The sequence below is a fragment of the Olegusella sp. genome (genome assembly GCF_057238325.1).
The window spans coordinates 90,494-113,259 of the sequence record NZ_DBHHGF010000004.1; the positions used below are offsets into that span (position 1 = coordinate 90,494).

General features: G+C 56.0%; 15 protein-coding genes. 12 read left to right on the top strand and 3 right to left on the bottom strand.

The features are described 5' to 3' along the window. Window positions 1-216 precede the first annotated feature (216 nt). Window positions 217-351, bottom strand: coding sequence for a winged helix-turn-helix transcriptional regulator (locus ACO5JD_RS04650; protein ID WP_484988080.1), 135 nt, complete (start codon window positions 349-351; stop codon window positions 217-219). 365 nt (window positions 352-716) lie between these two features. Between ACO5JD_RS04650 and ACO5JD_RS04655 the strand changes: the two genes are divergently transcribed. The 7 genes from ACO5JD_RS04655 to ACO5JD_RS04685 all read left to right on the top strand — a co-directional run bounded on the left by ACO5JD_RS04655 (window position 717) and on the right by ACO5JD_RS04685 (window position 15,094). After that, window positions 717-4,232: a helicase-related protein gene (locus tag ACO5JD_RS04655; RefSeq protein ID WP_484987997.1), complete on the top strand. Its 3,516-nt coding sequence runs from the start codon at window positions 717-719 to the stop codon at window positions 4,230-4,232. After that, window positions 4,214-7,003, top strand: a complete 2,790-nt coding sequence (locus ACO5JD_RS04660; RefSeq protein ID WP_484987999.1) for a DUF1156 domain-containing protein — start codon at window positions 4,214-4,216, stop codon at window positions 7,001-7,003. The genes ACO5JD_RS04655 and ACO5JD_RS04660 overlap by 19 nt, the downstream gene beginning before the upstream one ends. Before the next feature lie 14 nt (window positions 7,004-7,017). Beyond that, entirely contained in the window at window positions 7,018-10,386 is a 3,369-nt protein-coding gene (locus tag ACO5JD_RS04665) for a DUF499 domain-containing protein (protein ID WP_484988001.1), read from the top strand. 32 nt (window positions 10,387-10,418) lie between these two features. Next, window positions 10,419-11,975, top strand: coding sequence for a hypothetical protein (locus ACO5JD_RS04670; RefSeq protein WP_484988003.1), 1,557 nt, complete (start codon window positions 10,419-10,421; stop codon window positions 11,973-11,975). Beyond that, window positions 11,972-13,600, top strand: coding sequence for an ATP-dependent nuclease (locus ACO5JD_RS04675; RefSeq protein ID WP_484988005.1), 1,629 nt, complete (start codon window positions 11,972-11,974; stop codon window positions 13,598-13,600). The genes ACO5JD_RS04670 and ACO5JD_RS04675 overlap by 4 nt, the downstream gene beginning before the upstream one ends. A gap of 49 nt (window positions 13,601-13,649) precedes the next feature. Next, complete coding sequence (locus tag ACO5JD_RS04680; RefSeq protein WP_484988007.1) at window positions 13,650-14,501, top strand: DNA adenine methylase; 852 nt, start codon at window positions 13,650-13,652, stop codon at window positions 14,499-14,501. Window positions 14,502-14,704: 203 nt separating this feature from the next. Continuing rightward, window positions 14,705-15,094, top strand: coding sequence for a hypothetical protein (locus ACO5JD_RS04685; protein ID WP_484988009.1), 390 nt, complete (start codon window positions 14,705-14,707; stop codon window positions 15,092-15,094). A gap of 41 nt (window positions 15,095-15,135) precedes the next feature. Here ACO5JD_RS04685 and ACO5JD_RS04690 read toward each other — a convergent pair whose 3' ends face one another. Together ACO5JD_RS04690 and ACO5JD_RS04695 are read right to left on the bottom strand one after the other, a co-directional pair. Then, the gene (locus tag ACO5JD_RS04690; RefSeq protein ID WP_484988011.1) at window positions 15,136-15,558 is read right to left on the bottom strand and encodes a nucleotidyl transferase AbiEii/AbiGii toxin family protein; all 423 of its coding nucleotides are present in this window, start codon (window positions 15,556-15,558) and stop codon (window positions 15,136-15,138) included. Next, on the bottom strand, window positions 15,555-16,148 hold the full coding sequence (locus ACO5JD_RS04695) for a type IV toxin-antitoxin system AbiEi family antitoxin domain-containing protein (RefSeq protein ID WP_484988013.1): 594 nt from the start codon (window positions 16,146-16,148) through the stop codon (window positions 15,555-15,557). Before ACO5JD_RS04695 ends, ACO5JD_RS04690 begins: the two co-directional genes overlap by 4 nt. A gap of 269 nt (window positions 16,149-16,417) precedes the next feature. Between ACO5JD_RS04695 and ACO5JD_RS04700 the strand changes: the two genes are divergently transcribed. The 5 genes from ACO5JD_RS04700 to ACO5JD_RS04720 all read left to right on the top strand — a co-directional run bounded on the left by ACO5JD_RS04700 (window position 16,418) and on the right by ACO5JD_RS04720 (window position 22,732). After that, on the top strand, window positions 16,418-18,013 hold the full coding sequence (locus tag ACO5JD_RS04700) for a TerB N-terminal domain-containing protein (protein WP_484988015.1): 1,596 nt from the start codon (window positions 16,418-16,420) through the stop codon (window positions 18,011-18,013). Next, window positions 18,006-19,376 (top strand): ATP-binding protein, encoded by a 1,371-nt coding sequence (locus ACO5JD_RS04705; RefSeq protein ID WP_484988017.1) that lies wholly within the window; start codon window positions 18,006-18,008, stop codon window positions 19,374-19,376. Before ACO5JD_RS04700 ends, ACO5JD_RS04705 begins: the two co-directional genes overlap by 8 nt. A gap of 87 nt (window positions 19,377-19,463) precedes the next feature. After that, entirely contained in the window at window positions 19,464-19,850 is a 387-nt protein-coding gene (locus tag ACO5JD_RS04710; RefSeq protein WP_021626818.1) for a GntR family transcriptional regulator, read from the top strand. Next, window positions 19,843-20,754, top strand: coding sequence for an ABC transporter ATP-binding protein (locus ACO5JD_RS04715; RefSeq protein WP_484988018.1), 912 nt, complete (start codon window positions 19,843-19,845; stop codon window positions 20,752-20,754). The genes ACO5JD_RS04710 and ACO5JD_RS04715 overlap by 8 nt, the downstream gene beginning before the upstream one ends. Further along, entirely contained in the window at window positions 20,729-22,732 is a 2,004-nt protein-coding gene (locus ACO5JD_RS04720; protein WP_484988020.1) for a hypothetical protein, read from the top strand. The genes ACO5JD_RS04715 and ACO5JD_RS04720 overlap by 26 nt, the downstream gene beginning before the upstream one ends. Window positions 22,733-22,766 lie beyond the last annotated feature (34 nt).

Sequence of the window (22,766 nt, forward strand, 5' to 3'; positions counted from 1 at the left end):
CAGTAAGTTCAGAACTCCCGTGCAATGCTTGGGTTATTGTGCGCGACTTTTCAAATTCACTCTTCATCCTTGCAAGCTTCCTTCTAGGCGCTGTCGCCTCACCTATTACCCCCTGAAGAATTTCTAAGCTTTTTCGCTCATCTTTGGTACATGTGACTATTGACGAAAAACGGAGGAGAAAGTTCCGGCCACCCGAGGGCAGCCGGAACAGCGAGGTTAGAGGATGTTGGGGAACTCGGGCTTTAGCTGCTCGCGCAGCTTGGCGAGGCGCGAGTGTAGCGTGGTGCGCGGGATGCCGAGCTCAGCTGCGATGGCCGACTCGCTCAGCCCCCGCTCGCTCTGGAGCCGGATATGGCCGCGTGTGAGGCTGTCAGGAGCTGGTTAGCAGCTCCATGTTGATCTGGTGCGGATGGGTTTGCGGGCGGCCGGTCTGCGGACAACCCGAGGTCGGCAGCGCGCGGCTAGGCCAGCAGCCAGGAATGGCGGCAAAATAATCTAACGTTGCAAGCACGATGTCGCTTTGCGGCAGCCGACGCAACGTACACGGCATTTTTTGTATTCCGTCAAGAGTCTTTCGACACTTGGGGACTTATATGTTACGGAATACACATTTTTGCTACTGATTAGCCTGCTCGTGGCCAACGAGGCGTGGATTCGCTGTGAAATCTTGTAAAATCTACGGCTATTGCTGTCGCATTTATGACAAGGAGTATGTGGTGCTAATCGTCGACCTCAAGCCCGGCGTTCACGTCACAGGCGTTCTGCCCGGGCAAGACGTTGAGGTCGTGGCCGCCAATCCCGTCGGAGGTGCCGTAAACCTTGTCTTCCAGAAGATAGACGGCTCGTACGACTCGGCCATTCTCTTCCCTGACGATCTTATCAAGCTGCAAATACGCGAGGGCGGAGACCGTCGCCAATTCGACGGCGACCCGAACGGCTTCCTCTTGGCGGCCGAGGCGCTGCGCATCAAGTACTCGTACGTGTTCGACACGCGGCTTGCCATGCACACCTCCATCATCGAGCCTCTTCCTCACCAGATAACGGCCGTCTACGAGGACATGATGCCTCGGCAGCCGCTCCGATTCCTTCTGGCTGACGACCCTGGTGCAGGCAAGACCATCATGGCTGGGCTTCTCATCAAGGAGCTGATGATTCGCGGCGAGGTGGAGCGGTGCCTCATCGTGTGCCCGGGCGGGCTCGTTCAGCAGTGGGTGGAAGACGAGCTCGGCCCGAAGTTCGGGCTCGAGTTCCGCATGCTCACCAACGACGTCATCGACTCGACCAAGTCGGGCAACCCCTTCAACGACATTCCGCTGCTCGTGGCCTCCGTGGACAAGCTGGCGCGGGATGAGCGCCTTCAGGCGATGCTCGTGGAGTCGTCCTGGGACCTCGTCATCGTGGACGAGGCGCATAAGATGGCCGCCCACGTGAACGGACGCAAGGTCGGTTACACGCGCAGGTACCACCTGGGTGAGCTGCTCTCGGCACGCACGCGGAACCTCCTGCTCCTGACCGCCACGCCACACAACGGCAAGGAGGGCGACTTCCAGGAGTTCATGAAGCTTCTGGACCGCGACCTCTTTGAGGGCGGTGCTCGCGATGGCACGCCGGTGGACCTGACGAATCTCATGCGCCGCCTGCAGAAGGAGGAGCTTCTCACCTTCGAGGGCAAGCCCCTCTTCCCGATACGCGAAGCCAATACGATGCAGGTGGAGATGTCTGCCGCCGAGCAGGCGCTCTACGAGAACGTGACCGCCTACGTGCGCGAGGGCTTCAACCGCGCCGAGCGCATCGTGAGCAAGGACAAGCGCAACGCCGTCGGCTTCGCCATGACCTCGCTGCAACGCCGCTTGGCTTCTTCGCCGCTTGCCGCGTACCGTTCGCTCTCGCGCCGCCACAAGCGGCTTGAGGAGCGTGCCGTCGAGGTGCGCGAGCACGGCACCTACACGATGAAGAGCGCAGCCGTCCCCGACCAGGAGGGCTGGGCGTGGGACGAGTGGGACGCCGACGACCGCGACTACGAGCAGGACACGCCCGAGGGGCTCATCGTGCTCGACACCGCCACTGCGGCCGAGACCTTGGAGGAGCTGGAGGCCGAGCTCATCGAGCTTGACGCGCTCGAATCGGAGGCGCGGCGCGTGCTCGACCTGCGCGAGGACCGCAAGTGGCTCTCGCTTCTGGACCTGCTCGAAAGCGATGCGATACGCGGCCCTGACGGAAACCGTGAGAAGCTCATCATCTTCACCGAGTACACGGACACGCTCGAATACCTCGAGGCGCGTCTCACCGACTACCTTGGGAGCCACCAGCGCCTGCGCACCATTCGCGGCGGCATGAACCGTGACCAGCGCCGCCAAGTGGAGGCGGACTTCAAGCAGGACAGCACCGTGAGCGTGCTCATCGCGACCGATGCCGCCGGCGAGGGCATCAACCTCCAGGTGGCGCATCTGATGATCAACTACGATTTGCCGTGGAATCCGAACCGCATCGAGCAGCGTTTCGGGCGCATCCACCGTATCGGGCAGCGTCATACCTGCCTCATGTACAACCTCATCGCTGACGGCACCCGCGAGGGCGAAGTGTGGAAGCGGCTCTTCAACAAGCTCGACCAGGAGAAGGCCACGCTCAAGGGCAAAGTGTTCGACATCCTGGGCCAGGTGACCTACGACGACAAGAGCCTGGCCGATTTGCTTTTGGAGGCGGTGCGCGCTGACCAGACGCCCGAGCGGCAGGCGTACCTGGACACGGTCATCGACTCGGCACTCGACCGCAAGCACCTCGAGGCCATCATGGCACGCGATGTGCTCGCCACGGACACGCTGAGCCTGGATGACGTGACGCGCGTGCGCACCGACATCGAGCGCGCCAACGCTATGCGCCTGCAGCCACACTACATCAGGAGCTTCTTCCAGCGGGCGCTCGCGGACCTGGGTGGGCGGCTCATCGCCAAGGGTGACGGCACGTGGCGCATCCGGAAAGTACCGCTGGCGTTGGCGGTGAAGAGTTCGAACGGTGCACGCAGGCCGCTCGCTACGAGCTACGAGTCGCTCGCCTTCGACAAGGAGTCGGTGGCGGACCCGGGCAGGACCGACCTCGTGTGCGTGGGGCATCCGCTGCTCGATGCCGCCGTGGAGGAGACGCTTGCCAAGCACATGGACACGCTCTCGGCCGGCACAATCCTCGTTGACGACGCCAACCGCACGACCATGCCGAGGCTGATGATGGCGTACTCGCTTTCTATCTGCGACGGCGAGGGACGCGACGTGCAGCGCCGCCTCTACTACGTGGAGGTGGAAGGCGGAGGCGGCCCGTCCATCTACCGGCAGGCACCCTACATCGACTACCGCCCGCCGACGGCCGAGGAGATGGCCGCCTATGACGAGGACCTTGCCTGGGACTGCATCGGCAGCGCGGACGACATGGAGAAGGCAGCCGAGTCCGAGGTCATGGATCGGCTCGTGAGCGCCGACGTGGCCCAGATCGTGGCCGAGTGCAACGCCGCGCTCGACCGCATCGCCGCAGCCGTGGAGAAGCGCCTGGACCACGCTATCGTGCGCGCGAGCCGCGAGGCGCAGCTGTGGGCGCTCAAGGTGCAGGAGGGCGACGAGAGGTCCGCCATCGTGGCGCGCAACCGCAAGCGCGACGTGAATGAGCTCATGCGCCGCAAGGACGTGCGCCTTACCGAGATTGCAAGCCAGCGCAGCATCCGCCCGAAGCCGCTGCAGCTGGTGGGCTGCGCCATCGTCTTGCCGAAGAGCTTCTTCAGCACCGACGCCGGCGAGCAGGAGGTTAAGGACCTCGAGGCCAAGAAGGCTTCAGAGCTGCGCGGCATGAACGCCGTGATGGCAATCGAGCGGCACCTGGGGCACGTGCCCTACGACGTGAGCCGCGAGAACGTGGGCTGGGACGTGGAGTCGCGCGTGACGAACCCCGAGGACGGGACCGAGGACCTGCTCTTCATCGAGTCTAAGGGCGTGCACGAGGACGCCGATACCGTGACGCTTTCCGCCAACGAGGTGCTGAAGGCCGCCGGCAACCGCGAGCGTTTCGTCTTGGCCATAACGCGCCCGCACGGTGACGCAATCGAGACCACCTACCTCTACGGCTCCATACACGACGACTACAACCAGGCGCTCGACTGCTACCCGATGAAGATCGCGGAGCTCATCAAACGCGCCGATGAGACCATAACGTACGACATCAAGGACGGGACATGTACAAGAAGAAGCTGATAGAGACCTCGATTCCGCTGGACGAGATCAACGCGCAGGCCGTGCGCGAGAAGTCGATACGCAAGGGGCACCCGTCCACGCTGCACCTGTGGTGGGCGCGGCGTCCCCTCGCCGCCGCGCGCTGCGTCATCTTCGCGAGCATGGTGGACGACCCGTCCGAGCACCCAGAACTGTTTGCCACCGAGGAGGAGCAGAACGCCGAGCGCGAACGGTTGCACGACATGATCCGCAGGCTGGCGGACTGGGACAACATTGGCGACGAGAAGCTCTACGCCGACGCCTACGTCGAGATGGTGAAGTACGCACCCGATGGCAAGCTGCCCGAGTTCCTCGACCCATTTGCGGGCGGAGGGGCGCTCCCGCTGGAGGCGCAGCGCCTCGGCCTCGTGAGCCACGCGGCAGACCTGAATCCCATTCCCGTCACGCTCAACCGCGCGATGATCGACATACCGGCACGTTTCTGCGGACAGAAGCCGGTGCATCCCGGCGCAAGCATGAACCAGCAGGTCGATTGGCCTAGGGCCACCGGACTTGCCGAGGACGTGCGCTACTACGCTAACATGATGCGCGAGATGGCCAAGGAGCGCATCGGCCAGAACTACCCCGACATCGAGGTGAGCTCCGGCGGCACCAAGCGCACCGCGACGCCCATCGCCTACATATGGGCGCGTACCGTGACCTGCCCTAACCCCGCATGCCGCTGCGAGACGCCTCTCATCCGTTCCTTCTGGCTGTCCAAGAAGAAGGGGCATCGCGCCTACATCGATCCCATCGTCCACGATGGTGACATCGACTATCAGGTTCGTTTTGAGGGCAACGGCTGGACTGATTTTGCCCATGTCGAAAACGAAACCGTTGGTCGCAAGGGCGGCAGATGCCTGCACTGTGGAGGTCCACTGTCGCTTGAATATATCCGCGCAGAAAGCCGTGAGCATGGACTTGGAACGCGACTGATGGCGATAGTGTCCGAGAGTCCATTTGGTAGGGGACGATGGTATTCAATTCCTGATGCATTAAACCTGCAACTACCGACTTCCATTAAGAAGTCAGCTTCAATCCCCCATGGTGAAGCACAGGGAAAAGCAAGGGCAAACGTTGGCGTTTACGGGCTTACCAACTTCGAACAGTTGTTTACAAATAGGCAGCTTACTGCGCTCGTAACTATTTCTGACTTGATCAAGGAACTGGGACCGACTATCGAAAGAGATGCCTTGAGCGCCGGCATGCAGAATGATGGATTGGGGCTCGGAGAAGGTGGTGCGGGCGCAAAGGCATACGCTGAAGCCATAGCTGTGTACCTGGCGTTTTCGGTCGATAAACTAGCCGACCGCTGCTCATCCATTTGTACTATGGATTCTTCCCGAGAGACGCTGCGTAATGTTTTTGCAAGGCAGGCTATACCCATGGCATGGGATTTTGCTGAATGCAATCCCTTGTCCGAATCTACGGGATCGTTTTCTAGCATGTCTGGGCAAGTTGCGGATGCTCTATTGACGCTGCCAGCAAAACCTCAATGCGATGCAACTCAAAGAGATGCGGCCCAAACCGATGGTCTTTCAGGGTTGCTAATATCAACCGATCCGCCTTATTACGACAATATTGGATACTCTGATTTATCTGACTATTTCTATGTATGGCTAAGGCGAAGTGTGAGGGATATATATCCGGACACTTTTGCTACCATGCTGGCACCTAAAGCTGAAGAGCTTATTGCTACGCCTTACCGGTTTGCAGGAGGAGCAGCAGAGGCCAAGCAATTTTTCGAGAATGGCATGCGAGAGACTTTTACAAGGTTGGCAAAAGCACTTTCTCCCGAATACCCTCTAACCGTCTATTACGCATATAAACAGTCGGAGTCAATCGATGACGGAAGGTCATCGTCTGGTTGGGAGACAATGCTGCAGGCCTTAATGGACTCAGCTCTTCAGATCACGGGCACGTGGCCGATGCGAACCGAAATGTCAAATCGTACAATAGCCTCTGGTACAAATGCGCTTGCATCCTCCATCGTCCTCGTCTGCCGCAAGCGCGAAGAGGGCGCACCCATCGCCATACGTCCCGAGTTCCAGCGCGAGTTGCGCCGCATGCTCCGCAGGGGCGTCGAAGACCTGCAGAATGGCTCCATCGCTCCTGTCGACATGGCGCAAGCCTCCATCGGCCCGGGCATGGCGGCCTTCTCCAAGTACGCGCAGGTGCTCGAATCGGACGGCACGCCGATGAGCGTGCACACAGCCCTTGGCATCATCAACGAGCAGCTCGACGCCCTCATGGGCGAGAGCGGCGAGTCGTTCGACAACGAGACGCGCTTCTGCATCACCTGGTACGAGCAGTTCGGCTTCACCAAGGGAGACTTTGGCACTGCCGAGACCCTGCGTAATGCCCGCAGCGCCAACTTCAACGAGCTCGTGCATTCCGGCGTGCTCGTGAACGACGGCGGCAAGACGTGGCTCGTGAACCCGGCCAAGGCGGAGGCACCTGGGCAGACGCGGCTGTTCAACTCCGTGTGGTCGGACCTGATGACCGCGATCACTGCGCTCGAGATCGGCGGCATCGACGCCGCTGCGAAGTTCGTATCCGAGCTCAACATGGGCAAGGCAGACCGCGCCAAGTCCCTCGCCTATGTACTCTTCCAGGCGGCAGAACGCAGCGGCAGGACGGAGGACGCGACCGTCTTCAACGGGCTCGTCACTTCGTGGACGGACATCTCGGAGCGTGCCGAAGAGTACAAGCGGGCCAAGCCCGTCCAGTTCCAGCTCGACTTCAACGCATAGGAGGCGCAAGAACCGTGGAGATAAAGGCCAACAACAACACCCTCATCGGCAGCGCCTTCGATGCGATGCGCGATCCGCTCGGCATGTTCGAGATGCGCGAGATGATCCGCCGCTACCACGACGAGTGGTGGCGCGACGGCGTGCACGGGCACCTCTACGAGGACCAGCGGCGTGACGTCGCGCCCGCAACGGAGTCGAACGACATGAAGTGCATCGACTCGCTCGACGTGCTTCTCATGTTCCGCCTCATCATCCAGTCGTGGAAGGACGTCTTCATCGCGGTGCTCGACCGGCGCAGCCAGACGTGGTGCCGCGAGCTCATCGACACGAGGAACGCCTGGGCTCACAACACCGGCGACGGCTTCTCGGACGAGGACACCGCGCGGGCGCTCGACACCATGGCGCGCCTCATGGAGCAGATCGACCCCGAGACCGCAACGGCCATTCGCGACCTGTACCGCCAGCTCGTATCGCGCGACCAGGTGACCGTGGCGCAGGCCGCTCCCGCGGACACGCAACGCGCTGCGGTATCGCCTGTTTTTGCCACAGGCGGTACCGAACCGCTTCGCCCGTGGCGGTCTGTCGTCGCCCCGAAGGACGACGTCGCACGAGGGCGGTTCAAGACGGCCGAGTTCGCGCTCGACTTGGCGACCGTCGCCAAGGGTGACGCACGCTTCGAGTACCAGGACCCCAAGGAGTTCTTCAGCCGTACCTACATCACCGAAGGCATGCGGTCGTTGCTCATAACGGCGCTCAAGCGCGTGAGCGTGACCGACGACGATGACGGCGACCCCGTGGTGGAGCTGAAGACCGCGTTCGGCGGTGGTAAGACACACAGCATGCTGGCCGTGTATCACCTGATGCGCAACTCAAAAATCGCCAAGGAGCTGCCCGGCATCGCCGAAGTGATGGAGCAGGCGCGCGTGCCGAGCCTGCCCGACAAGGTGTACGTGGCCACGCTCGTGGGCACCGACCTAGAGCCCGCCAACTTCAAGAACCCGCCCTTCCTCAAGGGCAAGGTGAACACGCTTTGGGGTGAGATGGCCTACCAGCTGTGCCTGCAGAAGGGCGACCCCGAGCCGTACTCCATCATCCGCACCTCAGACAGCAAGAGCGTGGCTCCCGGCACCGACGCGCTCGTGCGCTTCTTCAACGCCATCGGTCCGTGCGTGGTGCTCATGGACGAGTTCGTGGTGTACGCGCGCAACCTCTACGGCAACGACTCCAAGAACCTGCCGGCGGGCAACTTCGCCAACGTGCTCTCCTTCATGCAGCAGCTGACCGAGGCCGTGAAGCGCACGGAGAATTGCATGCTCATCGCGTCGCTGCCCGCCAGCGCACGCGAGCTGGGCGACGAGGGCGGCGAGGAGGCGCTCAAGCGTGTGGAGCACGTCTTCGGGCGACTGAACACAGTCTGGCGCGCCGCCAACAACGAGGAGGGCTTCGAGATCGTCAAGCGCCGCCTGTTCAAGGACTACGACGAGCGCCTTGCGGAGCCCGTGGTCGACGCCTTCATGGAGTACTACAAGGCCGACCCGGACAAGTTCCCCATCGAGTGCCGCGACCACGCCTACCGCGAGCGCATGCTGCGGTGCTACCCCATCCACCCGGAAGTGTTCGACCGGCTCTACAAAGACTGGAGCACGCTTGCGAACTTCCAGCGCACGCGTGGCGTCCTGCGCTTCATGGCGACGGTCATCCACAACCTGTGGGACAACAACGACGCCGACCCGCTGATCATGTCGGGCTCCATCGACTACAGCGACAGCCGCATCTTGGAGGAGATCTTCCAGTACCTCGACCCGGCGTGGAACGCCGTGGTGGACAACGACGTGGACGGGCCGAACTCCGCACCGGCCACCATTGACAAGAATAACGGGCGCTTCTCGCGGCCCAGGGCGGCGCGGCGCGTGGCTCGCGCGATCTTTTTGGGCAGCGCGCCGACTGCACGCGGCGAGAGCCTGCGCGGGCTCGACGCCTCGGACGTGCGCCTGGGCGCGGCTATACCCGGCACGGGCGTGACCGTGTACGACGACGCGCTGAACAAGATGCGCGACGAGCTGAGCTACCTGTACAACACGGGCATGCGCTACTGGTACGACACGCATCCGACGCTGGAGAAGATGGCGCGCGACCGCGCGAGCCGCATGGACGCAGCGGCCATCGAAGCCGAGATGATCCGCATCGTCCGCGACGCGGAGAGGTCGAGCGCGAGCGGGTTCGCCTCGGTCTACATCTGCCCGAACTCGTCTGTGGAGGTGCCTGACGATGACTCGCTGGCGCTCGTGATTCTGCCGCCGAGCAAACCTTTGGGCAAGGACATAGAGCGGTCGAGCGCACGCGCGTTTGCCGAGGACTGCCTAACCATGCGCGGTGACGCGCTGCGCACCAACCGAAACGAGCTGCTGTTTGCCGTGGTGAGCTCGTCGGAGCTGCCCGACGCGAAGGAGGCTGTGCGCCGGGCTCTTGCCTGGGCGAGCATCGATGCCGAGGCGGAAGGGCTGGAGCTCACGCGCGCCGCGCGGACGGACACCTCGCGCAAGCTGGCCACCGCGCGCGACCGTGCGAAGCGGCTGGTGCTCGGCGCGTACCGGCACCTGCTGGTGCCGTCCCAGGATGCGGGAGATTTGCGCCGCATCGAGTGGGACGACCTGGCGATTGCCGGGAACGAGAGCATATCCAAGCGAGCCTTCGAGCGGGCCACCAAGGAAGAGGCCGTGCTCACCGAGTACTCGCCGTACCTTTTGAACCGCGACCTTGTGCAGATGCTCTGGCAGGGGTGCGACCATGTGGACGTGGCGGAGCTCGCCACCAATTACGCGCGGTATTGTTACCTGCGTCGCTTCTCCGACACGGGTGTGCTGCGCGAGTCAATCGCAGCTGCGGTTACGAGCAAGCAGTACTTCGCGTATGCGGATGGGTTTGACGAGACGGCCGGGAAGTACCTCGGGCTCGTGCTGGGCGACCGTCCCATCGTGAGCATGCACGACGGGCTTGTGGTGCAGCGCGAGAAGGCGCTAGAGCAGCTGGCGTTTGACCATAGCGGCGATGGCGTGGCTGGCGGCGCTGGTGCTGGTAGCGACGAGAACGTCGGTAGCTCGGGTGCGGGTGACTCTGGCTCCGGCGGCGGTGGCGTTGTGGAGCCGCCGAAGGTGCTGCCTCGCGAGGTGGAGCTTCAGATGCAGCTCGACAAGCTGACTGCTGGCTACCAGGTTGGGTCGGTTGTCGAGGAGATTCTGCAGCAGCTGTATGACCTCGCCGGTTCGAGCGCGGAGCTTACGTTTGAGGCGTATGTGAGCGTGCCCGACGGGATTGACGAGCAGACGCAGCGCGTGATCAAGGAGAACGCTAATGCGCTGGGGGTCACGATCCGGGTGAGGTAGAGACTGGGGCCGATGGATAGGTTGTGTGAGCAATGAAAGAGCAGCGAACTATTGACATAGATCACCTTATCGCAGATGGAGAGAATCCGCGCTTCGAGGCGGTCTCTACAGAGGAAGACGCTCTCTTCTCGATTCTCGAGGACCAGTCGCTGGCTTCAGGGAACAAGATCCTAAATCTGGCCCGCGACATCGCTGCACATGGACTCAATGCTTCCGAGCTGCTCATCGTGAGCCCGATAGGGGGAACTGACGACTACCGAGTGCGCGAGGGCAACCGGCGCGTCACCGCTATCAAGCTGTCGTTACATAGCGATAAAGTGCCTGAGGGTTTCAGCACCTTAGCTCCGTATTTCAAGGAGCTCGGTGAGACGATGCAGAAACACCGTCGCATCGAATGCTACGTGTGTGACGACGAAGACGAGATTCGTCGATTGCTTGTCCTTCGCCATGGCGGCGAGAACGGTGGCGTTGGCACCGTGAAATGGAATTCAGTGCAGACAAGCCGGTTCTCGGAAGGCGGGAACCAGCAGACCGCACGTGCCCTCTCACTCATCGAGCACCTGAAAGAAGATTATGGCCAAGGGGAGCTTTGGCGTGCAGCGGCGATTATCCCCGCAACGAATCTTGGCAGGCTCATCTCGACCCCAGAGGTGCGGCAGGCGCTCGGCATCAGTGCGGATGGAAATGATGCGCGTTATTTGGGCGGGCACGATGAGCTGCTGCTTGATGTTCTCGGTCAAGTGAAAAACGGAGGCGTCGGCCCGATTTATAACAAGGAAGCTCGTGTGCAGCTTGTTGAGGAGGCTGCACAGAGGGTTGAGCCTGAGGGGTCGAAGCAGGGGCGGCTGCCGTTTGAGCATGCCGAGCCTGACAGGTGTGGCGACAGCCCTACAGAAGCTGTTAAAGAGCAAGCGGCTGACCTAGACCACAGGCACGTGAGCGCAACTAACGGCGAGGATGACAACATCCTCTCTAGCCCACACATTAACGTGCTGGGGCAGCCACAAGAAGATGCTACTTCTGAAACTGCAACCGGCGCTTCAGGCGGGTCTTCTAATCTTGAGCCGGATGATGAGACGACAAACGACACCGACGCCACTGGAACTGTTCGTAGGAAGCCGGTGAGTCGCGCCGGGGACAACGGGATGTTCGGTTGCGTGCTGCGACCAAAGGGAACCAAGTCGAACGATCTTTACAGGGCAATCGACTGGATCGACCAGCAATACCTTGGCAACCCCGGTGGCTATAGTCACCTGCTGCCCATTCTCGGATTCTCCCTTCGCTTGCTGTTGGAAACCGTAGCTCGCGAATACTATGAAGCCCAAGGCAAGGAGGCAGGGCAGAATGCCTTCAACAGCTTCATGAAGGACGTCGCCAAGCCTGCCATAAAGAAGAAGCTGGATGCCACCGATAAGAGCTACATGGCGCTTGCCTCCGAATGGATTGATGGCGATGTTCCCTTTGATGCACTGTTCCACAAATGGGCACATGGCGTCATACCAGTCGAACGTGCGTCATTGGTGAGGCAATCAGAGCTTGTGGCGCTTATCATCCAAGAGTTATGGTCCGATGGAGGTGGTCGGCAATGAGAGCCACCCGCTTGTATATCGAAGACTTTCGACAGTTCAAGGAATGCGAGATTGTCATTGGCAATAAGCTCACTGCTGTGGCCGGGAACAATGGAACAGGTAAGTCCACGATACTGGGCTTGCTGGCGAACTCGTCGGAGCTACGCGGGAAGAAGACCTACATCGGAAAGTCATTCCGGGGAGAGTTTGCGGAGCTATTTTCAGGGTCACCAGAGCACGATCCTGCAGGCAGCAATAAGATGCGCCTTGACTACATGGAGCATGGACAGACGAAGTCAGTGGTGTTCAGAACTGCATGGCAGAATAAAGGGACTAGGTTCCGTGTCATACCAAAGCGTGAGACTGAGGATGGCAGACTCACGGAAGCGAAGCTCGAATCGCCAGTTATCTATCTCGGGCTATCGAGGCTCTATCCATTTGGCGAAGCCGATGCTAAGACGCTGAGACGGCGGTCGCAACACTGGGCTTCAGATTCAGATCGAGACTGGTTCATTGAAAAGTACCGCTGGATACTCAGCATTGGGGATACTGAGATCCAATCAGTAAGCAGCTTCGATATCGCCCAATCGAGAAAACGCGGCACTGGCGTAGAGACTGCTGAATACGGCCCTTCTGCTAATTCAGCTGGACAAGACAATCTGGGTCAGATACTCATGGGTGTGCTTTCGTTCAAGAGGCTTGCACGTGAGCTCGGCGACGCATGGGATGGTGGACTGCTGCTCATCGACGAAGTAGACGCCACACTGCACCCTGCAGCCCAGAGGAAGCTCGTCGATCTCTTGCTAAAAGAGGCCGGGAGAAACAACTTCCAAGTGGTATTCACCACACACAGCACCGTCGTGCTCGAATATTTGGCAGACAAAATCGGCTCGGTTACCAAGGACGAGCCGGGCGATGTCGAGATTGCTTATCTTACCGATGCAAACATGGCGCTTGAGGTGAAGAGAAATCCTTCTTGGCATACGATGACCAACGATTTGTTCGTGCGAACGACGGGCGTGGCATCGACCAAAGTGGGCATCTTCTGCGAAGACGCCGAGGCCGCTTGGTTCATACGTGAACTCATCGAGGCACTGTATCCTTCTCTTTGGCCAAGAGTTCATTTTATCGAAGCGACCTTTGGTTGCGACATGCTCCTTCAGCTCTATCGCCATGACTACCCGTACATGAAGGATCGCGTGTTGGCGCTCGACGGTGACGTATCCGATGACAAGATCAAAGAACAGGTACCAGCCCTCTATCTACGCGAAGGCGGAAACATCGTCCGACTCCCTGGTGATGTTAGGCCCGAGGAAGTCATCTGGAACTATCTGGCGAACCTTGATTCTGGCGATCCAGTACTGGTGAATCTTGCGCCATACGACTACACAATCAAGGCAATCAAAGAGCATGGCCCCTTAACGCCGACGTATTCGGCCTATAGCCCAGATAGGAACAAGTTCAAAGCTTGGCTCAAAGACAACCAATCAGTCTTCAGCGATGCAAAGGTCGTGCAGGCGTGGGCGAATGCCAACCCATCCCTAGCCTGGCAGTTCATCGAGACGTTTACGAATGCCTACAACCGAGTTGCGAGAAGAACGTCGGCCGACCAAATGCCTATGGCCAAGAAGCCCGATGGCGCTTAAAATACGTACTTGTGACTGGGATTTACCGTGACCGGGAGGAGGTGCTAGCATGCCAATTACCTATACGCCATTGCGCTTCCCTGGAGGAAAGTCGAAAATCTATCCCTTCATGATTTCGCTCATTGAAGCCAATGAGCTGCGGGGATGCACGTATGCAGAAGCTTTCTGCGGCGGGGCGGGCTTGGCCATGAAGCTCCTCTTGAAGGGCGATGTCGCGAAGATTGTCCTGAACGATTATGACCCGGCGGTCTACAGCATTTGGGACGCCGTGGTGAACCATCCTGACGAACTATGCGCCTACATTGAATCAGCGCCGCTTAACATGGATGAGTGGGAGCGTTGCCGCGAGGTCTACCAGGGTGCGGACGATCCCTCCTTGGAACTGGGCATGGCTGCGTTCTTCCTCAACCGAACCAACCGCTCGGGCATTTTGAAGGGTGGCGTCATCGGTGGCAAGGAGCAGACCGGCACCTACAAGATTGACGCGCGGTTCAATCAAGAGACCCTCTGTAAGAAGGCGCGGTCTATTGCGGCAAAGGCTGACTGCATCGAGCTTCACAACCTCGACGTGCTCGACTTCATGAGCAGCGTTGCGCCAAAGTTCGGCAAGAGCTCCCTTCTCTACCTTGACCCGCCTTATGTGCAGAAGGGCCCGGGACTCTACGAGAACAGCTTCACCGATGACGACCACCGCGAGCTTGCTGCGCGCGTCAAGCAATACGGAGGCAAGTGGATGGTCACCTACGATACCGATGAACTGGTCGACGAGCTTTATACGCCAACTGATGATTGGCCAATCATTGTTGATGAGATCAAGGTTGGGTATAGCGCGGCATCCGCTCGAAACGTTGCATCGGAACGATTGGTGCTCGGTCCGGGCTTGGAGATGCCCGAGTCGTAGGACGCAACCATACGAAACTCCAACTTGTGACAGCCCCTTAGCCTAATACCAGGTTAAGGGGTCGATTGCTTTTGTCGGCCACGTCACGAAAGGACGGCCGACATGGCAGGTGATACGCATGGCAACAAGACGCAGGAAGAACCACAAGCACGCAAGACCTCGGGAACGAGGAAGCGGCGCAAGACAAGCCGCAGGTAGGAAGCGTGGACTGGGAAAAGGCCATCGCCGAGCGCGACGAACGCATTGCTGCGCTCGAGCAGCAGGTGGCCGATGCGGCGAAGTCAGCCGAGGCGGCGGATGCGTTGCGTGGCGAAATCGCGGAGCTCAAGGCACAGGGCGAGTCGGATCGCATCGACTTCCAGTTGCAGCTTGCGGGCGTGCGCAATGTTAAGGCGGCACGTGCGGTTCTCGATGACTACGGCGGCGATGTGGTCGCGCTCAAGGAAGCCGAGCCGTGGCTCTTCGCCGACGCACCCGCCAATCCGCAGGGCGGCAGGACGGGATTCCCCAACGCGGGCACGAGCTCCGACGAGGGCAAGACATTGAAACGCTGTCGCAGGCTCGCTGGCCTGGACGACTCGGACAAGGAATAGGGGGGCCGACGCTTGGCCAACAGCATCGCATTCGCGAAGAATTACGCATCCGTCATCGACGAGGTGTACCAGAGGGTGTCCGTCTCGGGCGTGCTCAACAGCGGCCGGCGTATGGTGCGCGCGAGCCACAACGCGCGCGAGATCCTGGTCCCGTGCATCGAGGTCACGCCGTCATCAATCTCCACAGCGACGATATCACCCGCTATTCTCGCAACCTCGGCTTGCGAGAGGGTTGCAGAGCGTATTGTGGTGTCGATGTCCATCGTAGCGCGAGCGTCGAGTCCGACGAGTGCTGCGACGAGCATGCCACCCTTCAGGATGAAGTTGTCCCGATGCTCGGAGAGGGAGACCCTCTCAAGGAAGTGCTCCATGACGTAGCTTCGTATCAGGGTTTGTGCCTTGTTGCCGTTGCCCTGTGTGAGGTTTCTCACCTTTGCCTTCAGCTGTGTGGACGTGCGGATCATAGCATCACCTCCGTGTACGTCCTGACAGCATCTTCGACTTTGAGCTTCTTGGCGTATTCCATCAGGTGGTATAGGTTCTTGCCATCGCTTGTCATGTACTCCCTCATGGCATATTGGAACACCTGAACGTCCATGTGATCCTTTTGGTGGATGATATCGCAGATCGTCCGATCCCTGTCGTATGCCCGGACGTTGTTGCCGAAGGCTGTTTGGATGTCTGTTGCGCCAAGCTCGTAGGTATCCAGCCGCACCTGGAAGACGTGTACGCCGCGCTTGCGCAGGTGCGTCGCGTTGTATCCAGCTCGGACGGTCGCATAGATAGACTTCGGCTCGCGCTCCATTAGGCCGTGCAAGTACAAGGCGGTCTCATGCGAGAAGACGATTCTCTTGTTTGCCAGTTGAAGCTGATAGAGGGTGTCTTCCCACGCGTCCTCCGCGAGGTAGACCCCATGCGCAACGCGCTCCATGTTGTTCTTTTGGACGTAGGCGGCAAGCGTCGGCTTGGAGATACCGCTTTCGACGACTTGAGAAGTGATGAGATAGCCGTTCCCCTCCAAGACAAGCCTGTTCAGCGTTTCTGATGCACCCATATTCATCACCTTACTCTTACGCTTTTAATTATATATTTTAAGAGCGTGAAAGTAAAGGTTGGATTTATGGGTCGATCTCCATCGTTTTAAGAAGCAGACCTTAGTACACATCTCAATTTTCTTTGGTGAAGTAGGTATGAATATCTGCTGTTTAACGAGTCGAGCGATCTGATAAAAGGCGTGCATATCACAACAGATATACTACGTTTGTACCTGTAAGGCGCTGGATGTCGAACTAAGCGACATGGTAGAAACAGTGCGGGAGGATGATGGCAAGCACCAAGCATTCAACTAATGTAAATGGACGTCCAGATGTGGCAGCGCTGCGTGATGCAATTGATGCGCGGCTGCGTGGTCGTGCTGCCTTCAGTGATGTTAGCTACCGCGATGAGCCTATCATTTTTTCAGGCAAAAAACTTAAGAGTTACGTACCTGAACAACTTGCACAAGCGAGGGCATTGGCACACAGCCCTGCAATGCTGCATCACGGTGAGGCATATATTTTTTGGCGTCAGGCAAGGTTGTTGGCTGACTACGAAGATGATTTTGAGTACCACGGACATTTCTCGCGCTATTTTCCTACCTATCAGTTGATGAGTAACGAGCAGCTGAGAGGTTATTTTTCTTGGCGTACCCAGTGGCGCCAAGGCAAGGTACAGGCTACGGAGACCTCCTTTGTATATCTTTGTGCTTATGAGTTGTTGCATTGTGTTGGTGTAGATGATGCACTGCAAGCTCACAAACAGCTGGGCCGATTACGTAAAGACTATGGCAAGGATCTTTTGGACCATCGCCTATTCAAAAATTTGACTGAGTGGATGGACGAGTTTGTCATCTATTGGGATTTGCCTCAGGAGCTATTGGAAGAATTGCCTCACCGTGATGAAGATAGTGTTCTGCAGGTTTTATCTGCAATTTCAGATACCAGTGATGAGCAGCTTTTTTCTGCTTTAACAGGACTTTCTTCGTATCATATTGAAGGCTCTGCCTTGTATAAAGCGCGTCCTGCTGCAGTTCGGCATGTTGTTTGTGGGGTTGTACGCAAAGTGAGTGCCCATCATGATCGCTCACTCAAGCGCAGTATGTTGGAGAGTTACTGTGGCGTATGTACAGAGCGAGACTTTCCCATGCTCCGCAATGCAGTTTTTGCCGATCCAAGGGCAAGGGCAAATCGCAGCTATGAACTTAGTCCTTTTGATCAGCTATATTGCCGAGGTGGTTTTTGGTCGCGCAAACGTTATTGGGGTATGGCAAAGTCCCGCAAAAAGTTTGGTGAATTGCTTAAAACCATTGATGCTGCCATGCGGGAACAGCTGAATTTTGAGCCTGCCATTGAAAGCCCCCTCAAAACCCGCTATATCGTAAAAGCAGCTCGTGAACTAACTCAGCAAATTGTGGATGAGCAGAAAGCAGCAGAACGTCGGGCGGTGCATATTGATTTTTCCAAGCTGGGAGGTATTCGTGCTGCTGCTGATACCACGCGAGATCGTTTAATTGTGGAAGAAGAACCTGAATTTGTTTCAGATTTTGCGGCAGTTACAACGGAAGTGTCCGACCCAAATATAACTGGTAGAGGGCAGTCAGAGCATGCTGGCAAGGACTGTCGAGTCACAGCGGAAGTATCTGAGCCAGATACAACTGTTACGCTCAGTGACGAAGAACGGGCTTTGCTTAGCTGCTTGCTTGAGCAGAACTCTGTACATGCATTTGAGCGCGAACATCAGTTGATGGCATCACTGCTTATTGAGTCCATTAACGACAAGTTGATGGATGTTATTGGTGATGTGGTAATTGATGCGGGTTCTGATGAACCCCAAATATATGAGGACTATTTTGACGATATAAGGGAGTTGCTCCATGCCTAGGGTACCCAAGCGCATAGCAAATACGGTAATCAATTCGCTGAAGGGTGGCGTTGTACCTCGCGTGGGCTTGCCCTATATCACAGTGGGTCGCGAGCATGAGATCGAAGCGCTGCTCCATGATGTAGAGGTTATCCGCGAAGGAGGGGCATCGTTTCGTTTTGTAGTGGGCAAGTATGGCTCGGGTAAGTCATTTTTGTTGCAGACCATTCGTAATTATGCAATGGATTTGGGTTTTGTAGTCATGGATGCCGATCTATCCCCTGAGCGTCGTTTGCAGGGCAGTCATGGTCAGGGTCTTGCTACCTATAAAGAACTTGTGCGTAATATGGCCACTAAGACTCGCCCTGAAGGTGGTGCGTTGACACTCATTCTTGACCGTTGGATTTCTGGTGTGCAGAGCACAGTAGTTGCCGAAGGTCTACCAGCTGATGCTCCCAATTTTGCCGCTGCCATCGAGCAACGTATTAGTGACGTCATAGCACAGATGGGTGAAATGGTTCATGGTTTTGATTTTGCTCACCTGCTACAGCTGTATTACCGTTCGTATCTAGAGGGTAACGATGAGATAAAAGGCAAGGTTATTAAGTGGTTTCGCGGGGAATATGCCAACAAGACCGAAGCTCGTCGTGAGTTGGGTGTAGGCATTGTCGTAGGTGATGATGATTGGTATGAATACGTCAAGCTCTTTGCGTTTTTTCTCAAACAGGCAGGCTATGCAGGCTTATTAATGCTGGTAGATGAGCTAGTCAATATCTATAAGGTGCCAAACTCGATTACCCGTCAGTATAACTACGAAAAAATTCTGACGATGTACAACGACACTTTGCAAGGCAAGGCATGCTATCTGGGCATCATTATGTGTGGTACACCCCAAGCTATCGAGGATCGTCGTCGGGGCGTGTATTCCTATGAAGCCTTGCGTTCTCGTCTCTCTGAGGGTCGTTATGGTGCGGGTGTCTATAAGGATTTAATGGCGCCCGTAATCCAGTTACAGCCGTTGACCCATGAAGAAATGCTGGTGCTGATAGAAAAGCTTCAAGACATCCATACGCAACTCTATGCGTATGAGCCTCGTCTTAATGAGATGGATTTGGTGAACTTTATCAAGCAAGAATACGAGCGTGTAGGTGCAGACACGCATATCACACCACGTGAGGTGATTCGCGACTTCATTGAGCTGCTGGATATTTTGTATCAACATCCTGAGGCTCAGGTAGCCGAGGTGATGGGGCAGGCAATAGGGCATGCAAATGAGGGCGATGCTGCGGCTTTTACAGATACCGCTGGCATTGCTTTGCCTAGTAGTGGCGCTCATGATATCTCTGACAGTCCGCGGCAAGACGTTTTTGAGTTCAAATTGTAAAAGGCTTTGCTTGTCTTGACTTTGTAGAACTCAGCTGTACTATCTGTATTAAATGAACTAATACAGTTATAGCTGAGGAGGTGCAAAGTGATTCAAATTAGCTATAAAGATTCTCGACCCATTCACGAACAAGTAGAAGATGGCATACGGCGTCTTATTGTGTCGGGGGCGCTGGCGCCAGGCGAACAGTTGCCTTCCGTGCGCGAGCTAGCATCCACGCTCGCTATAAATCCCAACACTATAGCCCGTGCGTATCGTGAGCTTGAAATGCAGGGTTATGTATGCAAAGTAGCAGGTAAGGGCTCGTTTGTAAGTGAAGGGGTGCCTGATGATCATCAGCGCATTAAAGATTTACGCTCTGCTTTTGACGAAACTGCAACTGAGCTTCTGTATTTGGGCGTTGATTTGGCCGCATTAAAAAAACAACTTGATGAGCTTGCTCGTGCTATGGGAGGGGAGGGACAAAATGACTAATGAAATGCTAATTACCAAGGATGTCGTAAAGAATTTTGGCGATTTTCGTGCGCTTGATTGTGCTTCGATAAACGTGCCAAAAGGCAGTGTTTATGGATTAGTAGGGCCTAATGGCGCTGGCAAATCTACCTTGCTCCGTCATGTCATGGGAATACTTCGTCCTGATGAGGGTGAAGTTTATATCGATGGCGAGCCTGTGTGGGAAAACGATGTGCTTATGCAGCGCGTTGTCTTTATTCCCGATGAGCTGTTTTACTTCCCTAATGCAACAATTCAGGATATGAGACAGTACTATTGCGGACTCTATCCTCGTTTTGATGATAAACGTTTTGAGGCTTTGCATGAGGTGTTTACTACGATTGATAGCAAACGCCCCTTGCGTCGTTTGTCCAAAGGCATGCAAAAACAGTCTATTTTTTGGTTGTCTCTATGTTGCCACCCAGACTTTTTAGTACTCGATGAGCCAGTGGATGGCTTGGATCCTGTGATGCGTCATCAAATCTGGAGTCTGCTCATGAACGATGTAGCCGAGCAGAACACTACGATTTTGGTTTCCTCTCATAACTTGCGTGAGCTCGAAGATGTCTGTGATCACGTGGGCATTATGCACAAGGGCAAGATTTTGTTGCAACGATCGCTCGAAGAGTTGGAGGGTAGTGTCTCCAAGGTACAAGTTGCCTTTGCAAATCAGCCGCCAGCGTTTCCCGCAGATATCAAAATCATGCATCACGAAAAGCAGGGTCATGTGCACACCCTAATCGTGCGGGGTAAGCGTGAGCAGCTTGTTGCGCATTTAACTGCACTACATCCGCTTTTTTTGGATGTGCTACCGCTCACGTTAGAGGAGATATTTATTTATGAGATGGGAGGTGTGGACTATGGCATCAAAGACATCCTTGCTTAGCCGCACGGTTTTTCAGGGACATATCAAACGCTTTGTTCCTTTGTGGTCGCTCTATACTGCAGTACTCACCATTTGGTTGCCCATTGGTCTGTCCCTGCGTTTTCAGAGCATGGAAAGTCCTACCGCCCAAGATTTGTATCTGGTGGTTTATACGCATACAAGATTTGGAGCATTTATCTTTGTGACGGCAGCCTTTGCAATTGTCTGTGCAGTTTGCCTTTTTTCGTATCTATACAAGAGTTCCTCGGCAAATATGATGCACGCTTTCCCGCTCAGACGCTCAACCCTTTTTGTATCAACCTATCTCGCTGGCTTGTTTATGATGCTGGTGCCTATGGCTATAGCGCTTTTACTAATGTTTTTGGTATGTGCTTCTCACCAGGTAATTTGGTTGAGCCTGATGTCGCAGCTGGCTGTATGTGTGCTTTTTAGCTCTTTGTTTTTCTTCTCACTGGCGTCGCTATGTTGCATGATTTCGGGCACTATATTTGCAGCCGTTGCGTTTTATGGCATTTGCCAGCTCGCTTGGAGTGCAGTGTACACGTTGGTGATGATTTTTATTGCCAGCTTTACCTATGGTATGGAGCAGCTACCCAAGTCTGTGTTGATGTTAGGTGGCAAAGTAGGGTTTTTGTCTCCACTACCGTATTTGCTAGGTCATGTCAAACTAGTTTCTAAGCATATTGAGCTTGCAGATGGTTTTAATCCAGCAACTATTGATGCCACAACACATATCGTTGGCCTTAATCATCTCATTGCGTTCTTTATCGCAGGCTTTGTTGTGACGGTACTTGCTTGGTGGATTTATAGCAAGAGACGCATTGAAAGTGCGGGAGATATGGTTGCTTTTCCCGTGCTCAAGTTGCCTGTACGCTGGTTGGCTGCCTTCATTGGCGGCATGGGAAGTACCTTTGTGATAGCTGCCCTGAGAGGTGTTGCGGGGAGTCGACAGGATCTTGCTGTATTTATTGGGTATTATGCACTCTTTGCCCTTATATGCTTCTTTGTGACCGAGATGATCCTCAATAAGACTGTGCGTATTTTTACTCGCAGCCGTGCTGTTGAAGCGCTAGCAATGTGTGCTTTGAGTTCGGTCTTACTTGTGGGTCTTGGTTTGGACTTGGCTGGTTTTTCGACCTCAATTCCACAGGTCAAAGATGTTTCAACCTTGAATCTTCAAATCCGTGATACCGACTATGCTGCTAAGGCAGGGCTTGGCCAAGATTCCGATCGGTTGATGCAACAAACGATCGATTTACATCAAACTATTGTGGAAAACCGTGATGAACTTAGGGCTGAGGCAGAGCGTATCAGTGGTTCTAACGATGGCAGGACGGTCTACGTGCGTTTTGCTTATCGGCTAAAAGATGGTCGCATATTGACCCGATCTTATCTAGTTCCTATCACTGAGGAAGCGCGTAAAGATCCCAATAGTGCTGCGTCAAAGTTGCTGAATATCTACCTTGATTCTGATTTCTTCCTTAATTCTTTGCTTGGCTACAATCACGCTGATTTTGAGTGGGTTGGTGCTGTGTTTGAGCCTAGCTACAAAGGTGGGTACTCAGGTGAAAGTATCAGTGTGGATAAAAATAAGGCAAAAGCTATGGGAGAAAAGCTCTTGTCTTATATCCAGAGTATATCTTGGAAAGAATTTATGCTTAGGCATATGGGAATAACTGCAAGCAATCCAAGCAATGGTTATCAGTATTGGGGTTCGCTGGTAATGAATGGTCGCTATGCAGGAACTAATAACACAACTGAGCGTATCTTGGCTGATACCGGTCTTTTGGATCACAGTGCGAGTAATCATGGTGAATGGGGCTACTCAGAAAATACCAATACCAATGATGATGGTAGTTTTACGACAAATATCAGTATCTGCCTAGATGTTGACACAGATCTTATGGCAACGGATTTTGCCGAGGTGATAAAAGCTTCGGGTATCGAATTGAATGCTGACGATGCGATTGTAAAGTAATACCTGTTTGCCCTCCTTTCCCAAGCGTCTTCCT

Coding starts and splice junctions, on each gene's coding strand:
- ACO5JD_RS04660 (WP_484987999.1), top strand. CDS start 4,214: ATGTACAAGAAGAAGCTGATAGAGACCTCGATTCCGCTGGACGAGATC.
- ACO5JD_RS04670 (WP_484988003.1), top strand. CDS start 10,419: ATGAAAGAGCAGCGAACTATTGACATAGATCACCTTATCGCAGATGGA.
- ACO5JD_RS04675 (WP_484988005.1), top strand. CDS start 11,972: ATGAGAGCCACCCGCTTGTATATCGAAGACTTTCGACAGTTCAAGGAA.
- ACO5JD_RS04680 (WP_484988007.1), top strand. CDS start 13,650: ATGCCAATTACCTATACGCCATTGCGCTTCCCTGGAGGAAAGTCGAAA.
- ACO5JD_RS04690 (WP_484988011.1), bottom strand. CDS start 15,558: ATGATCCGCACGTCCACACAGCTGAAGGCAAAGGTGAGAAACCTCACA.
- ACO5JD_RS04695 (WP_484988013.1), bottom strand. CDS start 16,148: ATGGGTGCATCAGAAACGCTGAACAGGCTTGTCTTGGAGGGGAACGGC.
- ACO5JD_RS04700 (WP_484988015.1), top strand. CDS start 16,418: ATGGCAAGCACCAAGCATTCAACTAATGTAAATGGACGTCCAGATGTG.
- ACO5JD_RS04705 (WP_484988017.1), top strand. CDS start 18,006: ATGCCTAGGGTACCCAAGCGCATAGCAAATACGGTAATCAATTCGCTG.
- ACO5JD_RS04715 (WP_484988018.1), top strand. CDS start 19,843: ATGACTAATGAAATGCTAATTACCAAGGATGTCGTAAAGAATTTTGGC.
- ACO5JD_RS04720 (WP_484988020.1), top strand. CDS start 20,729: ATGGCATCAAAGACATCCTTGCTTAGCCGCACGGTTTTTCAGGGACAT.